The organism is Pseudomonas sp. BF-R-01, from assembly GCF_019946615.1.
GTDB classification, from domain to species: Bacteria; Pseudomonadota; Gammaproteobacteria; order Pseudomonadales; family Pseudomonadaceae; genus Aquipseudomonas; species Aquipseudomonas migulae.
On the sequence record NZ_JAGYFX010000022.1, the window covers coordinates 38,148 to 55,357 of the forward strand.

Sequence of the window (17,210 nt, forward strand, 5' to 3'; positions counted from 1 at the left end):
ATAATAAGTTGATGCCTGGCGTCACCTTGATGACGACGCCAGACTCGACTGAATGTCACTCTTTAACACTCATAAACTCTTCTGCCCAACGGATGTATTCCTCAGGCTGCGTATAGGTATGCGTCAGTTCCGTAGCGCTCAAGTCCGAGGTCTGAGTGAGGATCTGCCGCTGCTCGCGCAGGCTGTCGTAAGTCGCCTTGATCGCCGCAAAGTAAGCGCCATGACCGTCGATGGTGACCCGCACGCCCAGCTCCGCCAGACGTTTGTCGTCGCGCAGCAGCGGGTTGCCGTAGGTGACCAGCATCAGTGGCACGCTCAGGTGTTCGGCGATCTGTTCGAGGTGGTCGAAGTCGCGCACGCCCACCATGCAAATCCCGTCCGCACCGGCCTTCTGGTACTGCTGGGTGCGGCTGATGATTTCCTGCACCGGCAGGATGCCCGCGTGGGTGCGGGCGATGATGGCCATTTCCGAGTCGACCCGGGCTTCCAGCGCTGCGCGGATCTTGCCGACACCTTCGGCGACACCGATCAGGTCGGTGGACTTGCGGCCGAACTGCGCCGGCAGCAGGGTGTCTTCGATGGTCAGGGCGGCGATGCCGGCACGTTCGAGCTCGACGATGGTGCGCATCACGTTAAGGGCGTTGCCGTAGCCATGGTCGGCGTCGGCGATCACCGGCAATTGGGCGACACGGCCGATGCGAGTGGCCTGCTCGGCGAATTCACTGAGGGTGATCAGGGCGAAGTCGGGTGCACCCAGCACCTGTAGCGACGCGACGGAACCACCCAGGATCCCCACTTCAAAACCCAGGTCTGCGGCAATGCGTGCCGACATCGGGTCGAAAACCGATGCGGTGTGATAGCAGGTTTTGGAAGCGAACAGTTCACGGAAGTTACGGCGCAAATCTTGATGTGAAAGCCTGGACATATGAGTTCCACCAATGGAATGGAAGGGCTTGAGCAAAAGTGTCAACGCCGAAAAAACAAAAGGCTATCACGCTAAGGGGGGAAGAATGATGACGAATTTGCAGAGCGGGCCTGATCGAAACCGCCATTGAGAGGCGTGAGGTTGCTTCAAGCCGCCGCAGCCTGCTGCTGTTGATTGAGCAGCGGCACCGCGCGTACCGAGTTGCCGGGTTGCAGTTGCAAGCGTTTGGCGGTGAGCCGGTCGACGATCAGGCTGTTGCCCACCCGCCTGGCAGGGGCGGCGGTGATGCGGCAGTTTTCCAGTCGGCGGTTGTGGATCAGCCAGACCGGCGCCTGGTCGTCTGGCGTGCCGATGACCAGCGATAGCGCCTGGCTGTCGCGCACCGTGCGGATTTTCGACAGCGGTGCTTCGATGACCGGGCCGGCGTCGAAGATGTCGATGTAACCCTTGTGCGTGAAACCTTCGGCGGTAAGGATTTTCAATGCCGGTTCGGTATTCGGGTGAGCCTTGCCGATCACGGCCTGGGCCTGTTCGGTGAGCAGGCAGGTATACAGCGGTTGGCGTGGCATCAGTTCGGCAATGAACGATTTGCTGCCCAGCCCCGACAAGTGATCGGCATGGTTGAAGTCCATCTTGAAGAAGTGCCGGCCCAGGCTGTCCCAGAATGGCGAGCAGCCTTGCTCGTCGGCGCTGCCACGCAGTTCGGCGATGAGCTTCTCGCCGAACAGGTGCGCAAACTCGGCAGCAAACAGCAAGCGCGCCAACGACAACAATCGACCGTTACTGCCGTGGCGTTGATCGTGACGCAGGAACAGGGAGCAAATCTCCGATTGCCCGGTCATTTCGTTGTTCAGGAACAGTGTCGGGATTTGCCGCCGGATGCCCAGATCCGGTGACGCACTGACTGTCAGTCCCACTCGATAGTTGTACCAGGGCTCACGCAGGCCAACGGCCCCCGTCAGGGCGCTGACACCCACCACTTGCTGATCGTCGTCTTCGAGCACGAACAGGTAGTCGGCATCGGCGCGTTCAACCTGTTCCGCGAAAGTCCGTTGCGCCCAGCGCACCCGGTGCGCCAGGCGGTCCTCGCTGGCGGGCAGGGTGGTAAAGCCGGGGCCGGCCTGCCGGACCAGCGCCAACAGGGCGGGCAGGTCGGTGATCTGGACCGGACGGACAATCATGATGCAGCTCCTTCTACGCGCAGGCTCGAGCGCTGTCGTTGGGCACTGGACGCGAGGATGCTCACAGCGCGATCACCCGGATCGGGCTGCCGTCGGTGACATTCAGTGCCTCGCACATCTCGGCGCTGAGGACCACGGGTTGCCCGGCGGTATAGTCCAGATCGGCGACGATGGCGCGATAGTTTCGCAGTGAATCGTTGCTCACCAGGTAGCGTCCGCGGGCATCGATGGTCGAGCCCGGTGTGGCGGTGCCATTCTGGCTTTGCGCGATAGAGCGGATGTTGGCCAGACGTGCATACAGGGTCGGGCCGCCGTCGAACAGGTCGATGTAGCTGTTGGTCTCGAACCCCTCGCGTTCAAGGATATCGAAGGCCTCCTGGCCGTCGGGGTGAATACGGCCGATGCAGTCCCGCGCGGCCTGGGGCAGCATCGGCACGTAGATCGGATATTGCGGCATCAGTTCGGCAAGAAATGTCCGGCTCTCCAGCCCGCAAAGCCGCTCGGCCTCGGTGTAGGGCAGGTCGAAGAAGTGTTTGCCCAGTGCATCCCAGAACGGCGACCGTCCTTCTTCATCGCTGAAGCCGACGATTTCGGTGATGACCGCTTCGGCAAAGCGCGGCAGGTGCGCGGCGATGAACATCAGGCGCGCCCGTGACAGCAATTCCGAGGACGGTGTGCGCACCAGTGCCGCATCGATGTGAAACCCGCGCAGCAAGGTGTGGCCACTGAGGTCGTGGCACAACGAAAGCGCCGGCACGCCGTGCTCGATGTTCAACTCCCGCGAGGCGCTGGTGAAATGCCGGTTGCGCAGGCTGTAGAAGGGTTCGCCGAAACCGGCAGTGGCGAGGATTTCCGAACAGCCCGCGAGGCGCCGGGTGGTCAGGTCCTCCAGCACGAAGAAGTAGTTTTCCGGGCCATGCTGTTGCACGTTTTTATCGAACGAGGCGCAGGAGTCGAGAATCCGCTCGCGCAAGCGTTCGGTGTCGTCCGGCAGGGACGTCACGCCGACCAGGCTTTCTTGCGCCAGTCGCTGCAACTGGGGCAGGTCGGTTAACTCCACTGGGCGTAAGACCAGCATGGATGCACTCCTGTATCAAAGGGTTCGGCGGTTGGCACGAACCTGACTATCACTGTCGGTTTCCACGCATTGAATCGGCGGTCGCTTGATGCTGTTTGCCAGGCGCCACTCTTTTTCTTTTCCAGTCAGTCGCTGCTTGCCGCAGGCAGCGTCATGCTGACACTGTCGGTCGGGTTCTGGGTGCGGAGGCGGTGGTGCATGTTGCTGGAAGCGGGCATCCGGGCTCCTGCTGGATGAGGGTGTTGTTTAGATTAGCCGTTACGGCAGTATTTATGGAACGATCGCCCCATGTCTAGTGAATTTTTGCTCGGCCATTTCTGGCCCTAAAATGGGGCGAAATGCCCGTATGTCGGGGGCTACACCAAAGTCGCTCAGCCTTGTAGGTCCTCGCTTACAGGGGTGTCGGAGATAGCGGTTTTTTAAGGGCGACAAGCGTTGGCAAGGGGTAAAACGAAACGCCCCCAATCGTGTTTCTTACGGCACAATTGCGTGATTGTTGGCGGCGTGACGCTGTTTTTCTTTCCTTTTACCGAGTGATCCTTCGTGCAGGCGACCCGTTTGACCCTGATGTGCCACGCTCGAACCGTCGCACAGAAATTGGCGCGTTTTCCTACGGATGAGCCGGTGGAGATGGATTGGCAATCGGCAAGAGGTTCGTTGGGTTCCCGACTCAAGAAGGCATCGCGCCTGTTCTGCGGTCCGGAATTGCGAACCCGGCAAACCGCCGGGTTGTTCGCCGATGACGTGGAAATTGTCGAGGCGCTGAGGGAGTGTGATTTCGGGCGCTGGAATGGCTTGCGGATCGACGACCTGCAGCGTTCCGAACCCGAGACCTTGCAGGCCTGGCTCGATGAGCCGCGTTCGGCGCCTCACGGTGGCGAGTCGGTAGCGCAACTCGGCGAGCGGGTGGCCGCCTGGCTGAAAACCCTGGAGGCAACACCGGGGCACAGCGTTGCCATCACCCACCCTTTTGTCATTCGCGCGGCGTTGACCCATGTGCTGCAAAGTCCCGCGTTCAATCTGATCGATGTCGAACCGCTGTCAGCCATCGAATTGCGCTTCAATGGTCGCTGGCGCTTACGTGTGTTGGGCACAGACCTTGAGGGAGCCTGTTGATGAAAAAACTGATGGTCATCGGCATCGGTGCCGGCAACCCCGACTACATCACGATGCAGGCCGTGAAGGCTCTGAACCTCGTCGATGTGTTTTTCCTCATGGACAAGGGCCAGAGCAAAGACAAACTGATCGACCTGCGCCGTGAGATTTGCCAGCGCTACATCACTGATCACACCTACCGTTTCGTTGAAGCCCACAGCCCGGAGCGCGAGCGCGGAGAGGTGGACTACAAGGCCAGTGTGGAAGACCTGAATCTTGCCAAGCAGCTGACCTTCGAACGGCTGATCAATGAGGAAATGTCCGACGGCCAGTGTGGCGGATTTCTGGTGTGGGGCGACCCGGCGTTGTACGACAGCACCATTCGGATCTTGCAGGCGATTCTGGCGTCCGGTCGCTGCGTCTTCGAGTTCGACGTGATCCCCGGTATCACCAGCGTTCAGGCATTGGCAGCCCAGCATAAAGTGCCGCTGAACCGGATTGGGCGCTCATTCGAAATCACGACGGGCCGCCGGCTGGCGGCAGGGCAGGTGAGCGATGCCGACAGCCTGGTGGTGATGCTCGACGCGGAAGATTCCTACCATCAGGTGGCGGATCAGGAGACAGAGATTTACTGGGGGGCTTACCTGGGGACACCGGATGAAATCCTCATCAGCGGCAAGCTCAAGGACGTGGCGGACGAGATCGAGCGAGTGCGCAAGGCGGCGCGGCTGGCTAATGGGTGGATTATGGATACGTACCTGCTGCGCAAGCCTTGAAGCCACCTTCGCGGGCAAGCCTCGCTCCTACAAAGATCACGTATACCTTGTAGGAGCGAGGCTTGCCCGCGAAGGGGACCTCAAACACACCTCAAATCTTCGCTTCAATCCCCCGCCCAAACCGCTCCCGATACACCGACGGCGGCACGCCGACCACGTTGCGAAACGCCACCCGGAAACTTTCCACCGAGCGATAACCACACTGCTCGGCGATCTGGTCGGTGTTTCTGCTCGTGCTCTCCAGCAATTCACGGGCCCGCGCCAGGCGTTCATGCTGCAACCACGCTTTGGGCGGCATGCCTGTGGCTTCGGTAAACCGACGCAGGAATGTCCGCTCACTCATGGCCGCCTCGCTGGCCAGGTCGCGGACCTCCAGCGGTTCATGCAAACGCTCCCGAACCCACTGCATCACGCGGGAAAGATCGCTGCGCGGCGTAGGACTGACCGGCGTCGGAATGAACTGCGCCTGGCCACCGGTGCGTTGCGGCGACATCACCAGCCGTCGTGCCACCGAGTTGGCCACCTGGGTGCCGAAATCCCGTGCCACCAGATGCAGGCACGCATCGATACCAGCAGCACTGCCCGCCGAAGTGATCAGTTGGCCCGAGTCGACGTAGAGCACGTCAGGGTCCACCAGGATGTTTGGGAAACGCGCCGCCAGTTCCGAGGTGTAGCGCCAGTGTGTGGTGGCACCGTGACCGTCGAGCAAACCGGACGCTGCCAGGACGAACACGCCTGAGCAGATCGACAGCAACCGTGCGCCCCGCGCATGGGCCTGGCGCAGGGCGGTGATCAACGCTTCAGGCACCGCAGCGTTGCGATCACGCCAACCGGGAATGATGATGGTTCGGGCGTCGCCGAGCAGTTCCATGCCGCCATCGGCCAGCACCTGAATGCCGCCCATGGCGCGCATCGGGCCTTGATCCACGGCGACGATCCGGTGTTCGTACCATGGGAAATCGAACTCCGGGCGCGCCAGGCTGAAAATCTCCACGGCGATGCCGAATTCGAAGGTGCAGAGGCCGTCGTAGGCCAGAATCGCGACTAATCCAGGGTTGGGTTGCATTTGGCGGAAAATTCCCGGTAGGTGTCTTGTGCGCCACTTTAGCCGCAAGCGCACGGCGGATAAAGTCTTCTCACACCCACCCAAACGTTGGAGTACCGCTCATGACCAGCCTGGTCCGCAACATTCCCGCCGCCCCATCGGCCATTGCCCTGATGCATTTCAGCAACCGTCTGACCTTTGAGACCGATTGTTCCGACGTCCACGGCAGCCAGCAGGCAGGTGAAGTGGATTTTGTGTTGGTGGACGTTCGCGGTCCGCTGGCGTTTGAGCGTGGTCATGTGCCGGGCGCGATCAATTTTCCGGGACGACTGCTGACTGCTGAAGGGTTGGCAACCTGGGCGAAATCCACGCTGTTCGTGGTGTATTGCGCCGGGCCGCATTGCAATGGTGCCAACAAGGCCGCGGTGAAACTGGCGGCGCTGGGTTACCCGGTCAAGGAAATGATCGGCGGAGTGACCGGGTGGCTGGATGAAGGGTTTGAGTTGAGCACTGAGGTGCAACGGCCAGCTGCCATCGGCTGCGAATGCTGATGTAGCTTTCCCTGTAGGAGCCGGCTTGCCGGCGATCGCGACCGTTCAGGCGATGGACGTGTCGGCTGATCCACCGCCATCGCCAGCAAGCTGGCTCCTACAAATTTGGGGTGTTCTTGCGATCTTTGGCTAATGCCCACCACTCATCCAGCGTCACCTGCAACCAGTCAAAAACGGCGGCATGGGCGGCGCTGTCCGGTGCTCCCCGAGGCAGCGGTGATTCCTCGGCAAAGTGTGCATTGAGCGTTGCCACCGATTCGGCATTCCACTCCGGATGAAACTGCAAACCCACCCGCGCAGGCCCTGCGCGATACATCTGCTGCTCGCACTGATCGCTGCTGGCCAGTAGCTGCGCGCCGGGCGGCAAGTCGATGGCGTCTTCGTGCCATTCCAGCACCTTCAATACCCGGCCATCGGCAAAGCGCACTGGCGTCCAGCCGGTTTCGGTCCGATCCATTCGCCGCACATTCCCGCCCAGACTCAGCGCCAACAACTGCGCCCCCAGACAAATCGCAAACACCGCCGCGCCCTGTTCCAGGCTGCGCGCCAGCCACTGACGTTCAGCCTCCAGCCATGCGGGGCCGGCGTTGGACTCATAGGGCCCGCCCAATAAAATCGCCGGTTCCGCGCTGACTGGCGGCAATTGACCGAGGTCGGCGCGGTAGACGTTCAGCGACAATCCCCGGGAGGCAGCCCAGTCGGCAATTGCGCCCGGTCCTTCGGCGGGGTGGTGCTGGATCAGGTTCAAGGTGCGAATCTCATCGTTCATGCAGCTCGCCTTTTCTATAAGTATTTGTCGCATATGCACAATTTACGCGCCTGAAGCCGCTCTAGACTGCCCGCCACTTCGGTTTTCTCCAACAAAAAAGCGCTGACCGAACGCTACCAATCGAACGCTGCCAATAAAAGCCTCCGCCCACAGGAGTTATAAATGAAGAAGCTAGTGATGTTCGGTGCCCTGGCACTGTCGATGTTGTCCCTGACCGCTGTGGCCGATGACGCCAAGCCGATCCGCATCGGTATCGAAGCCGGTTACCCGCCATTCTCGATGAAAACCCCCGACGGCAAACTCACCGGTTTCGACGTCGATATCGGCGACGCGCTGTGTGAGCAGGCGAAACTGAAATGTACTTGGGTCGAGCAAGAGTTCGACGGCCTGATCCCGGCCCTGAAGGTCAAGAAAATCGACGCGATCCTGTCGTCCATGACCATCACCGACGACCGCAAGAAAAACGTCGATTTCACCATCAAGTACTACCACACCCCGGCGCGCTTCGTGATGAAGGAAGGCACCGACGTCAAAGACCCGCTGACCGAGCTCAAGGGCAAGAAAGTCGGTGTACTGCGCGCAAGTACTCACGACCGCTTCGCCACTGAAGTGCTGCAACCGGCCGGTATTGTCCTGGTGCGTTACGGCTCGCAGCAGGAAGCCAACCTGGACATGGTCTCCGGTCGCCTCGACGCGATGCTGGCCGACTCGGTCAACCTCGACGACGGTTTCCTGAAAACCGACGCAGGCAAAGGCTTCGCTTTTGTGGGTCCAACCTACGAAGACGCCAAGTACTTCGGCGGCGGCGCCGGCATCGCTGTGCGCAAGGGTGATCAAGAGCTGGCGGACAAATTCAACACCGCCATCACTGAAATTCGTGCCAACGGCAAGTACAAGCAAGTGCAGGACAAGTACTTCAATTTTGATGTTTACGGCGAGTAATCCAGCCGTATAAGAAAGTGGCAACCGTGAAGACGGTTGCCACTTTTTTTATGTGCCGGTGTTTTTTTTGCCAACATATTTCCCTGTAGGAGCTGGCTTGCCAGCGATGACGGCCGCACATTCAACATCAATGTGACTGTTGGATCGCCTTCGCCGGCAAGCCAGCTCCTACAGGTTTCGTGATCCTGAGCGTCGGTTTCGACAGGAGTTTTTATGCAACGCATCGACCACCCATTGCCCTGGAGCCACCTGGGCTCCGAACGCACCCTCAGCGTATTTCGTTACGGCACGGGCTCGCGCAAGGTCTACATCCAGGCCAGCCTGCACGCGGACGAACTGCCGGGCATGCGCACGGCGTGGGAGCTGAAAAAACGCCTGGCCGAACTCGAAGCCCAAGGTCAGTTGCAAGGCGTGATCGAGTTGGTTCCAGTGGCCAATCCCATCGGCCTGGACCAACACCTGCAAGGCAGTCACATGGGCCGTTTCGAACTTGGCAGCGGCAAGAATTTCAACCGCTCGTTCGTTGAACTGAGCGCGCCGGTCGGTGAGCTGATCGGTGATCAGTTGGGCGCCGATGCCCAGGCCAACATCGCGTTGATTCGTCAGGCCATGGGCCAGGTTCTCGACGGTTTGCCTGCACCGAAGTCGCAGCTGGAAGCCATGCATCGCTTGCTGCTGCGCCATGCCTGTGACGCCGACATCACCCTCGACCTGCATTGCGATTTCGAAGCGGCGATTCATATTTATGCGCTGCCGCAACACTGGTCGCAATGGAAGTCCCTGGCGGCTCGGCTGAAGGCAGGCGTTGCGCTGCTGTGTGAAGACTCCGGCGGCAGTTCTTTCGATGAATCCTGTTCTTCGCCATGGCTGCGCCTGGCAAGGGCATTCCCCGAGGCGGCGATTCCACCGGCGAACCTGGCGACAACGCTGGAGCTGGGCAGCATGGGCGATACCCGGGTCGATCAGGCTCAGGCCAATTGCGAGGCCATTCTCGGCTTCCTTGCCGAACAGGGTTTTATCAAAGGCACCTGGCCGGCCGCACCGAGTGAATGCTGTGAAGGTATGCCGTTTGAAGGCACGGAATACCTGTTTGCGCCGCATCATGGCGTGGTCAGTTTTCTGCGCGAGGCCGGTGAATGGGTCGAGAAGGGCGATGCATTGTTTGAAGTGGTTGACCCGTTGAGCGACCGGGTGACCACCGTGTGCGCCGGCACCAGTGGTGTGTTGTTTGCGATTGATCGCGGGCGGTATACGCAACCGGGGACGTGGCAGGCGAAAGTTGCGGGGCGCGAGCCGATCCGCGTTGGGAAGTTGATTAACGATTGACCGGGATGCTTTGGTGTCGCTGATACCGCTATCGCGAGCAGGCTCGCTCCCACAGTTGAAATGCATTCCCCCTGTGGGAGCGAGCCTGCTCGCGATAGCGGTATCAGCAGCACTGCGAGTGCATCGGCAACAGGAAATGTTAGGCTCAACCCCGAATCCTGCGCTCTGTGAAGGAAGGTTTATGTTGAAGGTTCTCGCTCTGCTGACACTCCTGGCGTCCGCCGCCGTCCACGCTGAAACCCCGCTGCATACCGATCTGCCGCTCAAATACCTGGAGCAGGCCAACCCCGAATCGGTCAATCAACCCCTGGTGATTTTCCTCCACGGCTACGGCAGTAACGAACAGGACTTGTTCGGCATCAAGGATGAATTGCCTGTCCACTACAACTACCTGTCGGTGCGCGCACCGATGGTCATGGAGGAGGGCAGCTATCAGTGGTTTCGCAAGAAGGGAGAAGGTGCCTACAACGGCGAGACGGATGACCTGAAGGCCAGCGGCCCGGTGTTGCTGGATTTCGTCGCACAGGCTGCGAAGAAATATCACACAGTACCGAACAAGGTTTTCCTGGTGGGCTTCAGCCAGGGCGCGATCATGTCTTACGAAGTCGCGTTGCGTCATCCCGAGGCCGTGGGCGGGATCGCGGCGTTGAGCGGGCGAATTTTGCCGGTGCTCAAGTCCGAGCTCAAACCCGATGAAAAACTTCAGAAACTGGCGATTTTCATCGGGCATGGAACGGCGGACAAACGCCTTCCCTTCAACGACGGCACCGAGGCGAACAGCCTGTTACAGAGCCTGTCACTCAAGCCTGAATTTCATGCCTACCCAGGTGTTGGCCACAACATCAGTGCCGCCGAAATGCAGGATTTGAGCGCCTGGTTGCAGCGCCTCAACCCCTGAGCCTTACTTGCCGCTGACGATCTGTTTAACCAGCGCTTCGTGGCCGGCATTGTCGCTGAGACGGGAAATCACCTTTACCAGCGCCATGCGCGTGCCCGAGGCGGCCATCAGCGTGGTATCGAGGGTCTTGCCGCCGCCCTGGGTGGCGATGCTGTCGATCTCCCGCAGACCGAGGCCGGTGCCTTTCTGGGTCAGGCTTTTCTCACTGAGCTTGGTGAAATCCGGCAGAGCCTTGGCTTGTTGAGTGGCGAAGTCGGACGCCGTGGTATCGAGGAACTCACCGTCGTTGTCCTTGGCGTTGACGCCACCAGGAATGGTGTTTTCAGCGGCAATCACTACGGTTTTCGTGGTTGCGTTGGTGTACATGGTGCCACTCGCACCGGTCGCGTCCGCCGGCAGCGGGTTGGCAACGAAGCCCTTGGGCAGGTTGAATTTGAATTTTCCGCCCAGCATCGAGACGTTCTGCGCTGGCGCTACCTCTTTAGCCGCCTGTGCATTCAAAGCCCCCAGGCTGGCAGCCACTGCCAGCAGCAGGACAACGGCTTTTTTACTCAACAGTGACATTCAAAATCTCCAGGGTGGTCTCGCGGTGGGGGCGATCATCCCATGGAGGTCGTGACGCATTCCAGTGTGGGCTAACGGGCGGTCGGGTTCTGGTGAGCGAAAAGCTTTTGAACCTCGCGTTTACGGCTAATCAACGTATTTACGAAGGCTTGTTTAACCGCGCTCAGCGTTACTTCATGAAAGCTACAACACCTTGCGTCGTTGCCTACAGGTACGTAAGAATCCGCCGGCTTGTGCGCTTTTGGGGTGGGTTCTATTGTTTTCCGGTCGCTGAAAACACAGTGATCGGGTTTGGTAGACCCTCAGCATCGACGCATAGCGTCACCTTGTTCGGCCCTTTCTCAGGGCTGCGTTTTATGGTGGCCATGCGCAGGGCTCCTTCGGGGGCGCCGGTTCCGATGCCCGGTCTACCAACCTTCGTATGGCCGCCACCCTCCGTTTGGTAGCGAGAGGTTGATGGCTCCTTCTAAGTAGCATCGGAGCTCCATCTATGCCCAAACCAACACCCAATCCCCCCAACCCGGACCTGTCCGCTCCAGCCCAAAGCACTGACCAAGAGAAGCTCGAAGAGACCATCAAGCTCGCCCTCGACTTTTACGCCAATCCTGCCGCGCACATTGCCCTGATCAATGCCACGCCAAGGCAACTCGACAGCATGTTCAGCGTCAACCCGGAACTCGATGTCCAGACCCTGCTCAGCCATGCGTGCGAGTCGCTGGCATCGGCCAATGTCATGGCCATGGACCTGGCGGATCATATGGAGGGGACCCGTCGCAATTCGCTGTTGGGCATTGCGCAGGTCATCATGCTTGGGGAGCTGGCGGTGAACCAGGCGCTGGATAAACTCGACGCCGCCGAGTAATAAGAGTGCCCGTGGTGAGAGGTTGGCCCTCACCACGGGGATTACGCTGTTACACGTCGCGGCGCACCGGGTAGCTCTCGATCACGTCCAGAAACTCGATCCGACGGTCGCTGGCCAACAGCTCCGGCAACAGCTTTTCATAGTCCTGGCGATACGGCTTGCTCAGGTGACGCGTGATGAAGTCTTCCTTGCTGCAGTTCCAGGTTTCGTAGAGCACCAGAGTGTTCGGCTCGTCCTGCAACTGATGGACCCAGGTGTTGACGAAGTCCGGCTCGGCCGACATCTGGTGCACCACGTCCAGCAGGCGCTGCTTTGTTTCGGCGAAGCGTTCCGGTTTGGCTGGCAGGTAAACGATAAACGCGACTTGATCACTCATTTCATCACCTTCGCATGCGGGGAATGGATTACTGCGCCTGGTTTTGCGGGAACAGGTTACGACGGGTTTCTTCGTCGAATTCCGCTTTCAGTACCAGCTTCTCTTTGAGGCCGTGAGCACGTACGGCTGCCGGGCGAGCGCTGATTTCATCGAACAGGCGCTTGACGTTCGGGTACGCCGCCAAACCGTTTTCGCCGAGGATGTATGGCGCGTAATTGGCCCAGCCCCACAGCGCCATGTCGGCGATGCTATAGGTGTCGCCGGCCAGGTATTGATGGTCGGCCAGGCGCTGATCGAGCACGCGGTAATGACGCTCGACTTCCTTGAGGTAACGGTTTTTTGCGTAGGCCAGGTCTTCCGGGGCGTGGTGCAGGAAGTGCACCGCCTGACCCGAGAATGGCGACAGGCCGGTGGCGATGAACATCAGCCACGACAGCAGCTCGGCCTGGCCGGCAACGGAGGTCGGCAGGAAGCGCTGATGTTTTTGCGCGAGGTGCAACAGGATCGCCTGGGAGTCGAACACGGTGGCGTCGCCATCGACCAGCGCTGGCACTTTGGCGTTCGGGTTGATCGCCAGGAAGGCTGGCTGGTGTTGCTCGCCCTTGAAGGTGTCGACGCCGATCAATTCGTACGGCGTTTGCAGTTCTTCGAGCAGCAGGGCGACTTTCATCGGGTTTGGCGAAGGGTGGAAAAAGAATTTCATGGTGTAGGCCTCAGTCAGTGGTTGGTCAGGAACTGAGGCTGATAGTGGGCGAAACCTGTTCGATTGACGTACGGGGTTGTTGTTCTACTCGTTCGAAATAGTTGAATGTGTTGCGGGCGTTGCCACCGGTTTGGCCAACAGGCGCCGGGTGACGCCGAGCATGGCGACCGACACCGCGACGCCCAGGCCAAAAGCCTTCAGGCCCATGCCCGGCAAGGTCAGCGCCAGGACCAGGCAGAACGCGCTGAACGAATACATGCCGGTGGCCGTGGCGCGCAACAAGGCGGCGGTAAACGCCGGGCCACGGGTTTGCTGGGAAAACACCGCCATCACGCTGCCCAGCACCGGGAACACCGCGAGCAGGCCGCTCCAGCGTTCGCCGACGGTGCTGGCGAGCCAGGTGACCGCGAGAGTGAGAAGGGCGCCGGCAATCATGCGCAGCAGCAATTTGTCGGACTTTGGTGCCGGGCCGGAGACGATCGGCTGCACCTTGGGAAACAGGTAAGGCGCCGCCAGCAGCGCGGTCGCGGCGGCGATCACCGAGAACACCAGGGACGGTGGAATCACCGACAGCACCACCGCCGCTGTGGCCCAGACCAGCAACGAAACCGTCAGCGCCCAAGGCCATCCCGCGCGTTGGGCGACCTGGGCGTAGGTTACGCAGAAGGCAATCATCGCGAACATCGCGGATAACGCGGCGGTCGCCGATTGCGCGGCAAACACTTCGCCTTGTTCGATGGCGAGGAAGAACAGAATCGGCCCGACCACCACCGGCAACCCTGACAGCCAACCGGCGACACTCGGGCCCCAGCGTTTGCCCGCGAGGGAGATCAGTAAGAGAAACCCGGGAATGACCAGCAGTTTGAGCAGCAGCACGTAGGCGCCTCCGACCTGAGTGAAGCGGCAACGTTAGCATTGCGACAAGTAGATTGCTCTAAGGATTAGCTGTTTTTGTATACAAAGTTGAAAGCTTGTACAGCAACACTTTATGCGTATAAGTAACAGAACCCATACGCGCTGAATCGAGCCGATCATGACCCGACCACGATCACCTCTGCGGCATACCCTGTGGCTGTTGGTATTGCTGGGCAACCACGCGTTGGCCAACTGGCAGGAGTCTTTGCCTGGCGCCCAAATCGTTGGTACCGGCGAGTTCCGGATGTTCGGTTTCGATATCTACAACGCTCGTCTGTGGAGCGCCGCGCAGCCATTTGCGAGCGACCAGCCGTTCGCCCTGGAGCTGATTTATCAGCGCAGGATTTCCCGGGACGATCTGGTCCAGGCCAGCGTCGAAGAAATCAAACGACTGTCGGGCACATCGGTGAGTGCCGGGCAACTCGCGGTATGGCAGGCGCAGATGCAGCAGGCGTTTGTCGATGTGCAGGCCGGGACCCGACTCATCGGGGTTTACTTGCCGGGGCAGGGCGCACGTTTTTTTGTCGGCCCGCAGTTGCAGTACGAGGTGACGGACCCGGTGTTCGCCCGGGCGTTTTTTGATATCTGGCTCGACCCGCGCACGAGCAATCCCGAGTTGCGGGAGCAGTTGTTGGGCATTGCCAAGCCCTGATCATCACCCGCCGTTGCTTTTGCCTTTGTAGGAGCAGCCGGTCGACGCTCGATTGCTCGCGATGGCAGCACCTCGGTGGTCCAGACGTTCCGCGTCATCGTTTATCGCGAGCAAGCTTGCTCCTACAAAAGCAAAGGCCGCAGCGGCGATCTTTGCGTTTTGTCTGTACACCGAAAAGCGCGAAACGTCTAAGCTGCGCCCTCCCGCCTGTTTTCTGGAATGTTTGCGTGAAATTCAGTTTGCCCAAAGTCGCCACTGCGCCGTTTTGTCCGCCGGAAGTGGCGGGCAGCGTTGCCGTTGACCCTCGCGCGTCATTTTTCAAGCGTGTCCTGCGTTTCGCCGGCCCGGGCTTGCTGGTGTCCATCGGCTACATGGACCCGGGCAACTGGGCCACCGCCATCGAGGCCGGTTCGCGGTTTGGTTACAGCCTGTTGTTTGTGGTGTTGCTGGCGAGTCTGGCGGGGATGGTGGTGCAGTGTTTGTGCTCGCGCCTGGGCATTGCCACTGGGCGCGATCTGGCGCAGTTGTCCCGCGAGCGCTACAGCACGCGGACCGCACGGACCCAATGGGTGCTGGCAGAGATCTCGATCATCGCCACCGACCTCGCCGAAGTGCTCGGCTGTGCGCTGGCGTTCCATCTGCTGTTGGGCTGTTCGCTGAGCGTCGGCATCGCCCTCACGGCGTTCGACACGCTGCTGGTGCTGGCCCTGCAGAACCGTGGCTTCCGCCGACTGGAAGCGATCATGCTGGTGCTGGTGAGCACCATCGGTGTGTGTTTCTTCGTTGAATTGTTGCTGATCAAGCCTTACTGGCCGGACGTCGCACGGGGTTTTACACCGTCACTGTCGGCCATCGGCGATGCGGCGCCGCTGTACCTGGCCATCGGGATTCTCGGGGCCACGGTCATGCCGCATAACTTGTACCTGCACACCTCGATCGTACAGACCCGGATGATCGGCAAGGACCTGGCCAGCAAGCAGGACGCGGTGAAACTGGCGCGCATCGACACCATCGGTTCCCTGGCACTGGCGCTGCTGGTGAACGCGGCGATCCTGATCCTCGCGGCCGCGGCCTTCCACAAGACCGGGCACACCGATGTGGTGGACATTCAGGACGCCTATCACTTGCTCGACCCGCTGGTGGGCGGCGCGTTGGCCAGCGTGCTGTTCGGCGTCGCGTTGCTGGCGTCCGGTCAGAGTTCGACGTTCACCGGCACCATCGCCGGGCAAGTGATCATGGAGGGTTACCTCAACCTGCGGATTCCCTGCTGGCAACGGCGGTTGATTACCCGGGGGCTGGCGTTGATCCCGGCGTTTATCGGTGTGTGGCTGATGGGGGATAACGCGATTGGCAAGCTGCTGGTGTTGAGTCAGGTGGTGCTGAGTTTGCAGTTGCCGTTTGCGTTGTATCCGTTGATTCGCATGACCAATGATCACAAGTTGATGGGGCCGTTTGTGAATCGATTGCCGACGCGAGTGTTGGCGTGGGGGTTGTTTGCGGTGATCAGTGGGGCGAATAGTTGGTTGATCTTTCAGTTTTTTGGGTGACTGTTCGGCCGCCATCGCCAGCAAGCTGGCTCCTACAAGGACATGGTGAACCTGTAGGAGCCGGCTTGCCGGCGATGAACGATGACGCGGTCTACCGCTGAAACGCCTCAACCACAAAATCAATGAACACCCGGGTCTTGGCCGGCATCAGCGTCCGGCTCGGGTAATACAGCGAGATCGGCCCCGCATCGGCGTGCCAGTCCGGCAGCAGGCGCACCAGTTCCCCGCGCTCGATGTTCGCTGCCACATCCGGCAACACCAGCAGCGTCACCCCCAGGCCCAGGAGCGCTGCCTCACGCATGGCGGCTGGATCGTTGAGCACGATGTTTTCGTTCAGACCGGCGCTCTCTTCATGGCCCGCTCGATCGTGCATCACCCACTGACGAATCCGCCCGGTACGAATGCCGCGCATCACAATGCCGGTGTGTCCGATCAGGTCGGCCGGCGTACGCGGCAGCGTGCGTCCTGCCAGGTAGGCCGGTGAGGCCACCGCGACGATATCCGCCGCCGCCAATGTCCGTGAGATGACCCCTGGCGTGAGTTCAAAGCCGCCGCCGATGGCCGCGTCATAGCCTTCAGCAATCAAATCCACCTGGCGATTTTCGAAGTGCCATTCCGGGCGAATCAGCGGATAACGCGCCAGGAACTGCGGCAACAACGGCAGCACATGACCGATGCCAAACGTCGGCGCCAGGCTGACCTTGAGCACACCGGCCGGCTCCCCGCGATCGCTGCTCACGGCACTGATCGCCGCTTGCAACGCCTCCAGGTTGCCGCCGATGCTGGCCAGAAAACCCTCACCGGCTTCAGTGAGCGACAGCTTGCGGGTCGAACGCTGGAACAACCGCACACCCATATTGCGTTCCAGCATCGCCACGTTGCGGCTGACCGCGGCGGGTGTCAGCGCCAGCAAACGTGCCGCGGCGGAAAAACTGCCCGTTTCAGCGCTGCGTACAAAAGATTCGAGGTTGGCGAGGGTTTCCATGTCTGGTACCTGCTATGAAT

19 protein-coding genes are annotated in these 17,210 nt (G+C 60.3%); 9 read left to right on the forward strand and 10 right to left on the reverse strand.

Going from position 1 to position 17,210, the window contains the following annotated elements:
• Positions 1-55: 55 nt before the first annotated feature.
• From KGB27_RS11115 to KGB27_RS11125, 3 genes are all read right to left on the reverse strand, one after another.
• Positions 56-925, reverse strand: coding sequence for an oxaloacetate decarboxylase (locus KGB27_RS11115; protein WP_008026744.1), 870 nt, complete (start codon positions 923-925; stop codon positions 56-58).
• A 146-nt stretch (positions 926-1,071) separates the two neighbouring features.
• Positions 1,072-2,106 (reverse strand): arginine N-succinyltransferase, encoded by a 1,035-nt coding sequence (astA, locus tag KGB27_RS11120; protein WP_008026743.1) that lies wholly within the window; start codon positions 2,104-2,106, stop codon positions 1,072-1,074.
• 61 nt (positions 2,107-2,167) lie between these two features.
• On the reverse strand, positions 2,168-3,184 hold the full coding sequence (locus KGB27_RS11125; RefSeq protein WP_192418405.1) for an arginine N-succinyltransferase: 1,017 nt from the start codon (positions 3,182-3,184) through the stop codon (positions 2,168-2,170).
• A 543-nt stretch (positions 3,185-3,727) separates the two neighbouring features.
• Between KGB27_RS11125 and KGB27_RS11130 the strand changes: the two genes are divergently transcribed.
• Together KGB27_RS11130 and cobF are read left to right on the forward strand one after the other, a co-directional pair.
• A complete protein-coding gene (locus KGB27_RS11130; RefSeq protein WP_223554483.1) occupies positions 3,728-4,300 on the forward strand; it encodes a histidine phosphatase family protein in 573 nt (190 codons plus the stop codon).
• Complete coding sequence (cobF, locus tag KGB27_RS11135; protein WP_008044931.1) at positions 4,300-5,055, forward strand: precorrin-6A synthase (deacetylating); 756 nt, start codon at positions 4,300-4,302, stop codon at positions 5,053-5,055. Before KGB27_RS11130 ends, cobF begins: the two co-directional genes overlap by 1 nt.
• 91 nt (positions 5,056-5,146) lie before the next feature.
• On the opposite strand, the gene ftrA is transcribed toward cobF, so the two are convergent.
• On the reverse strand, positions 5,147-6,121 hold the full coding sequence (gene ftrA / locus KGB27_RS11140) for a transcriptional regulator FtrA (protein ID WP_207286160.1): 975 nt from the start codon (positions 6,119-6,121) through the stop codon (positions 5,147-5,149).
• A 101-nt stretch (positions 6,122-6,222) separates the two neighbouring features.
• Between ftrA and KGB27_RS11145 the strand changes: the two genes are divergently transcribed.
• Positions 6,223-6,651, forward strand: a complete 429-nt coding sequence (locus tag KGB27_RS11145; RefSeq protein ID WP_223554485.1) for a rhodanese-like domain-containing protein — start codon at positions 6,223-6,225, stop codon at positions 6,649-6,651.
• Positions 6,652-6,748: 97 nt separating this feature from the next.
• On the opposite strand, the gene KGB27_RS11150 is transcribed toward KGB27_RS11145, so the two are convergent.
• Positions 6,749-7,408: a type 1 glutamine amidotransferase gene (locus KGB27_RS11150; protein WP_223554521.1), complete on the reverse strand. Its 660-nt coding sequence runs from the start codon at positions 7,406-7,408 to the stop codon at positions 6,749-6,751.
• A 174-nt stretch (positions 7,409-7,582) separates the two neighbouring features.
• On the opposite strand from KGB27_RS11150, the gene KGB27_RS11155 reads away from it, so the two are divergent.
• The 3 genes from KGB27_RS11155 to KGB27_RS11165 all read left to right on the forward strand — a co-directional run bounded on the left by KGB27_RS11155 (position 7,583) and on the right by KGB27_RS11165 (position 10,586).
• Entirely contained in the window at positions 7,583-8,362 is a 780-nt protein-coding gene (locus KGB27_RS11155; RefSeq protein ID WP_192228756.1) for an ABC transporter substrate-binding protein, read from the forward strand.
• 213 nt (positions 8,363-8,575) lie between these two features.
• Entirely contained in the window at positions 8,576-9,688 is a 1,113-nt protein-coding gene (locus tag KGB27_RS11160) for a succinylglutamate desuccinylase/aspartoacylase family protein (RefSeq protein WP_192228757.1), read from the forward strand.
• A gap of 181 nt (positions 9,689-9,869) precedes the next feature.
• On the forward strand, positions 9,870-10,586 hold the full coding sequence (locus KGB27_RS11165) for an alpha/beta hydrolase (RefSeq protein ID WP_223415667.1): 717 nt from the start codon (positions 9,870-9,872) through the stop codon (positions 10,584-10,586).
• A gap of 3 nt (positions 10,587-10,589) precedes the next feature.
• Here KGB27_RS11165 and KGB27_RS11170 read toward each other — a convergent pair whose 3' ends face one another.
• Positions 10,590-11,150, reverse strand: coding sequence for a hypothetical protein (locus tag KGB27_RS11170; RefSeq protein WP_223554488.1), 561 nt, complete (start codon positions 11,148-11,150; stop codon positions 10,590-10,592).
• A gap of 490 nt (positions 11,151-11,640) precedes the next feature.
• Here KGB27_RS11170 and KGB27_RS11175 point away from each other — a divergent pair, with 490 nt between their 5' ends.
• On the forward strand, positions 11,641-12,012 hold the full coding sequence (locus KGB27_RS11175; RefSeq protein ID WP_223554491.1) for a DUF6124 family protein: 372 nt from the start codon (positions 11,641-11,643) through the stop codon (positions 12,010-12,012).
• A 49-nt stretch (positions 12,013-12,061) separates the two neighbouring features.
• Here KGB27_RS11175 and KGB27_RS11180 read toward each other — a convergent pair whose 3' ends face one another.
• From KGB27_RS11180 to KGB27_RS11190, 3 genes are all read right to left on the reverse strand, one after another.
• Positions 12,062-12,388, reverse strand: coding sequence for a putative quinol monooxygenase (locus KGB27_RS11180; protein ID WP_192228761.1), 327 nt, complete (start codon positions 12,386-12,388; stop codon positions 12,062-12,064).
• A gap of 28 nt (positions 12,389-12,416) precedes the next feature.
• Positions 12,417-13,091: a glutathione S-transferase family protein gene (locus KGB27_RS11185; protein WP_008026724.1), complete on the reverse strand. Its 675-nt coding sequence runs from the start codon at positions 13,089-13,091 to the stop codon at positions 12,417-12,419.
• A gap of 84 nt (positions 13,092-13,175) precedes the next feature.
• Positions 13,176-13,967, reverse strand: coding sequence for a hypothetical protein (locus KGB27_RS11190; RefSeq protein ID WP_223554493.1), 792 nt, complete (start codon positions 13,965-13,967; stop codon positions 13,176-13,178).
• A gap of 157 nt (positions 13,968-14,124) precedes the next feature.
• Between KGB27_RS11190 and KGB27_RS11195 the strand changes: the two genes are divergently transcribed.
• A complete protein-coding gene (locus KGB27_RS11195; protein WP_223554495.1) occupies positions 14,125-14,658 on the forward strand; it encodes a chalcone isomerase family protein in 534 nt (177 codons plus the stop codon).
• A 227-nt stretch (positions 14,659-14,885) separates the two neighbouring features.
• Entirely contained in the window at positions 14,886-16,205 is a 1,320-nt protein-coding gene (locus KGB27_RS11200; RefSeq protein WP_008026721.1) for an Nramp family divalent metal transporter, read from the forward strand.
• Between the two features lie 91 nt (positions 16,206-16,296).
• Here the strand turns inward: KGB27_RS11200 and KGB27_RS11205 are convergent, their stop codons facing one another.
• On the reverse strand, positions 16,297-17,190 hold the full coding sequence (locus KGB27_RS11205; protein ID WP_223554498.1) for a LysR family transcriptional regulator: 894 nt from the start codon (positions 17,188-17,190) through the stop codon (positions 16,297-16,299).
• Positions 17,191-17,210: the final 20 nt, after the last annotated feature.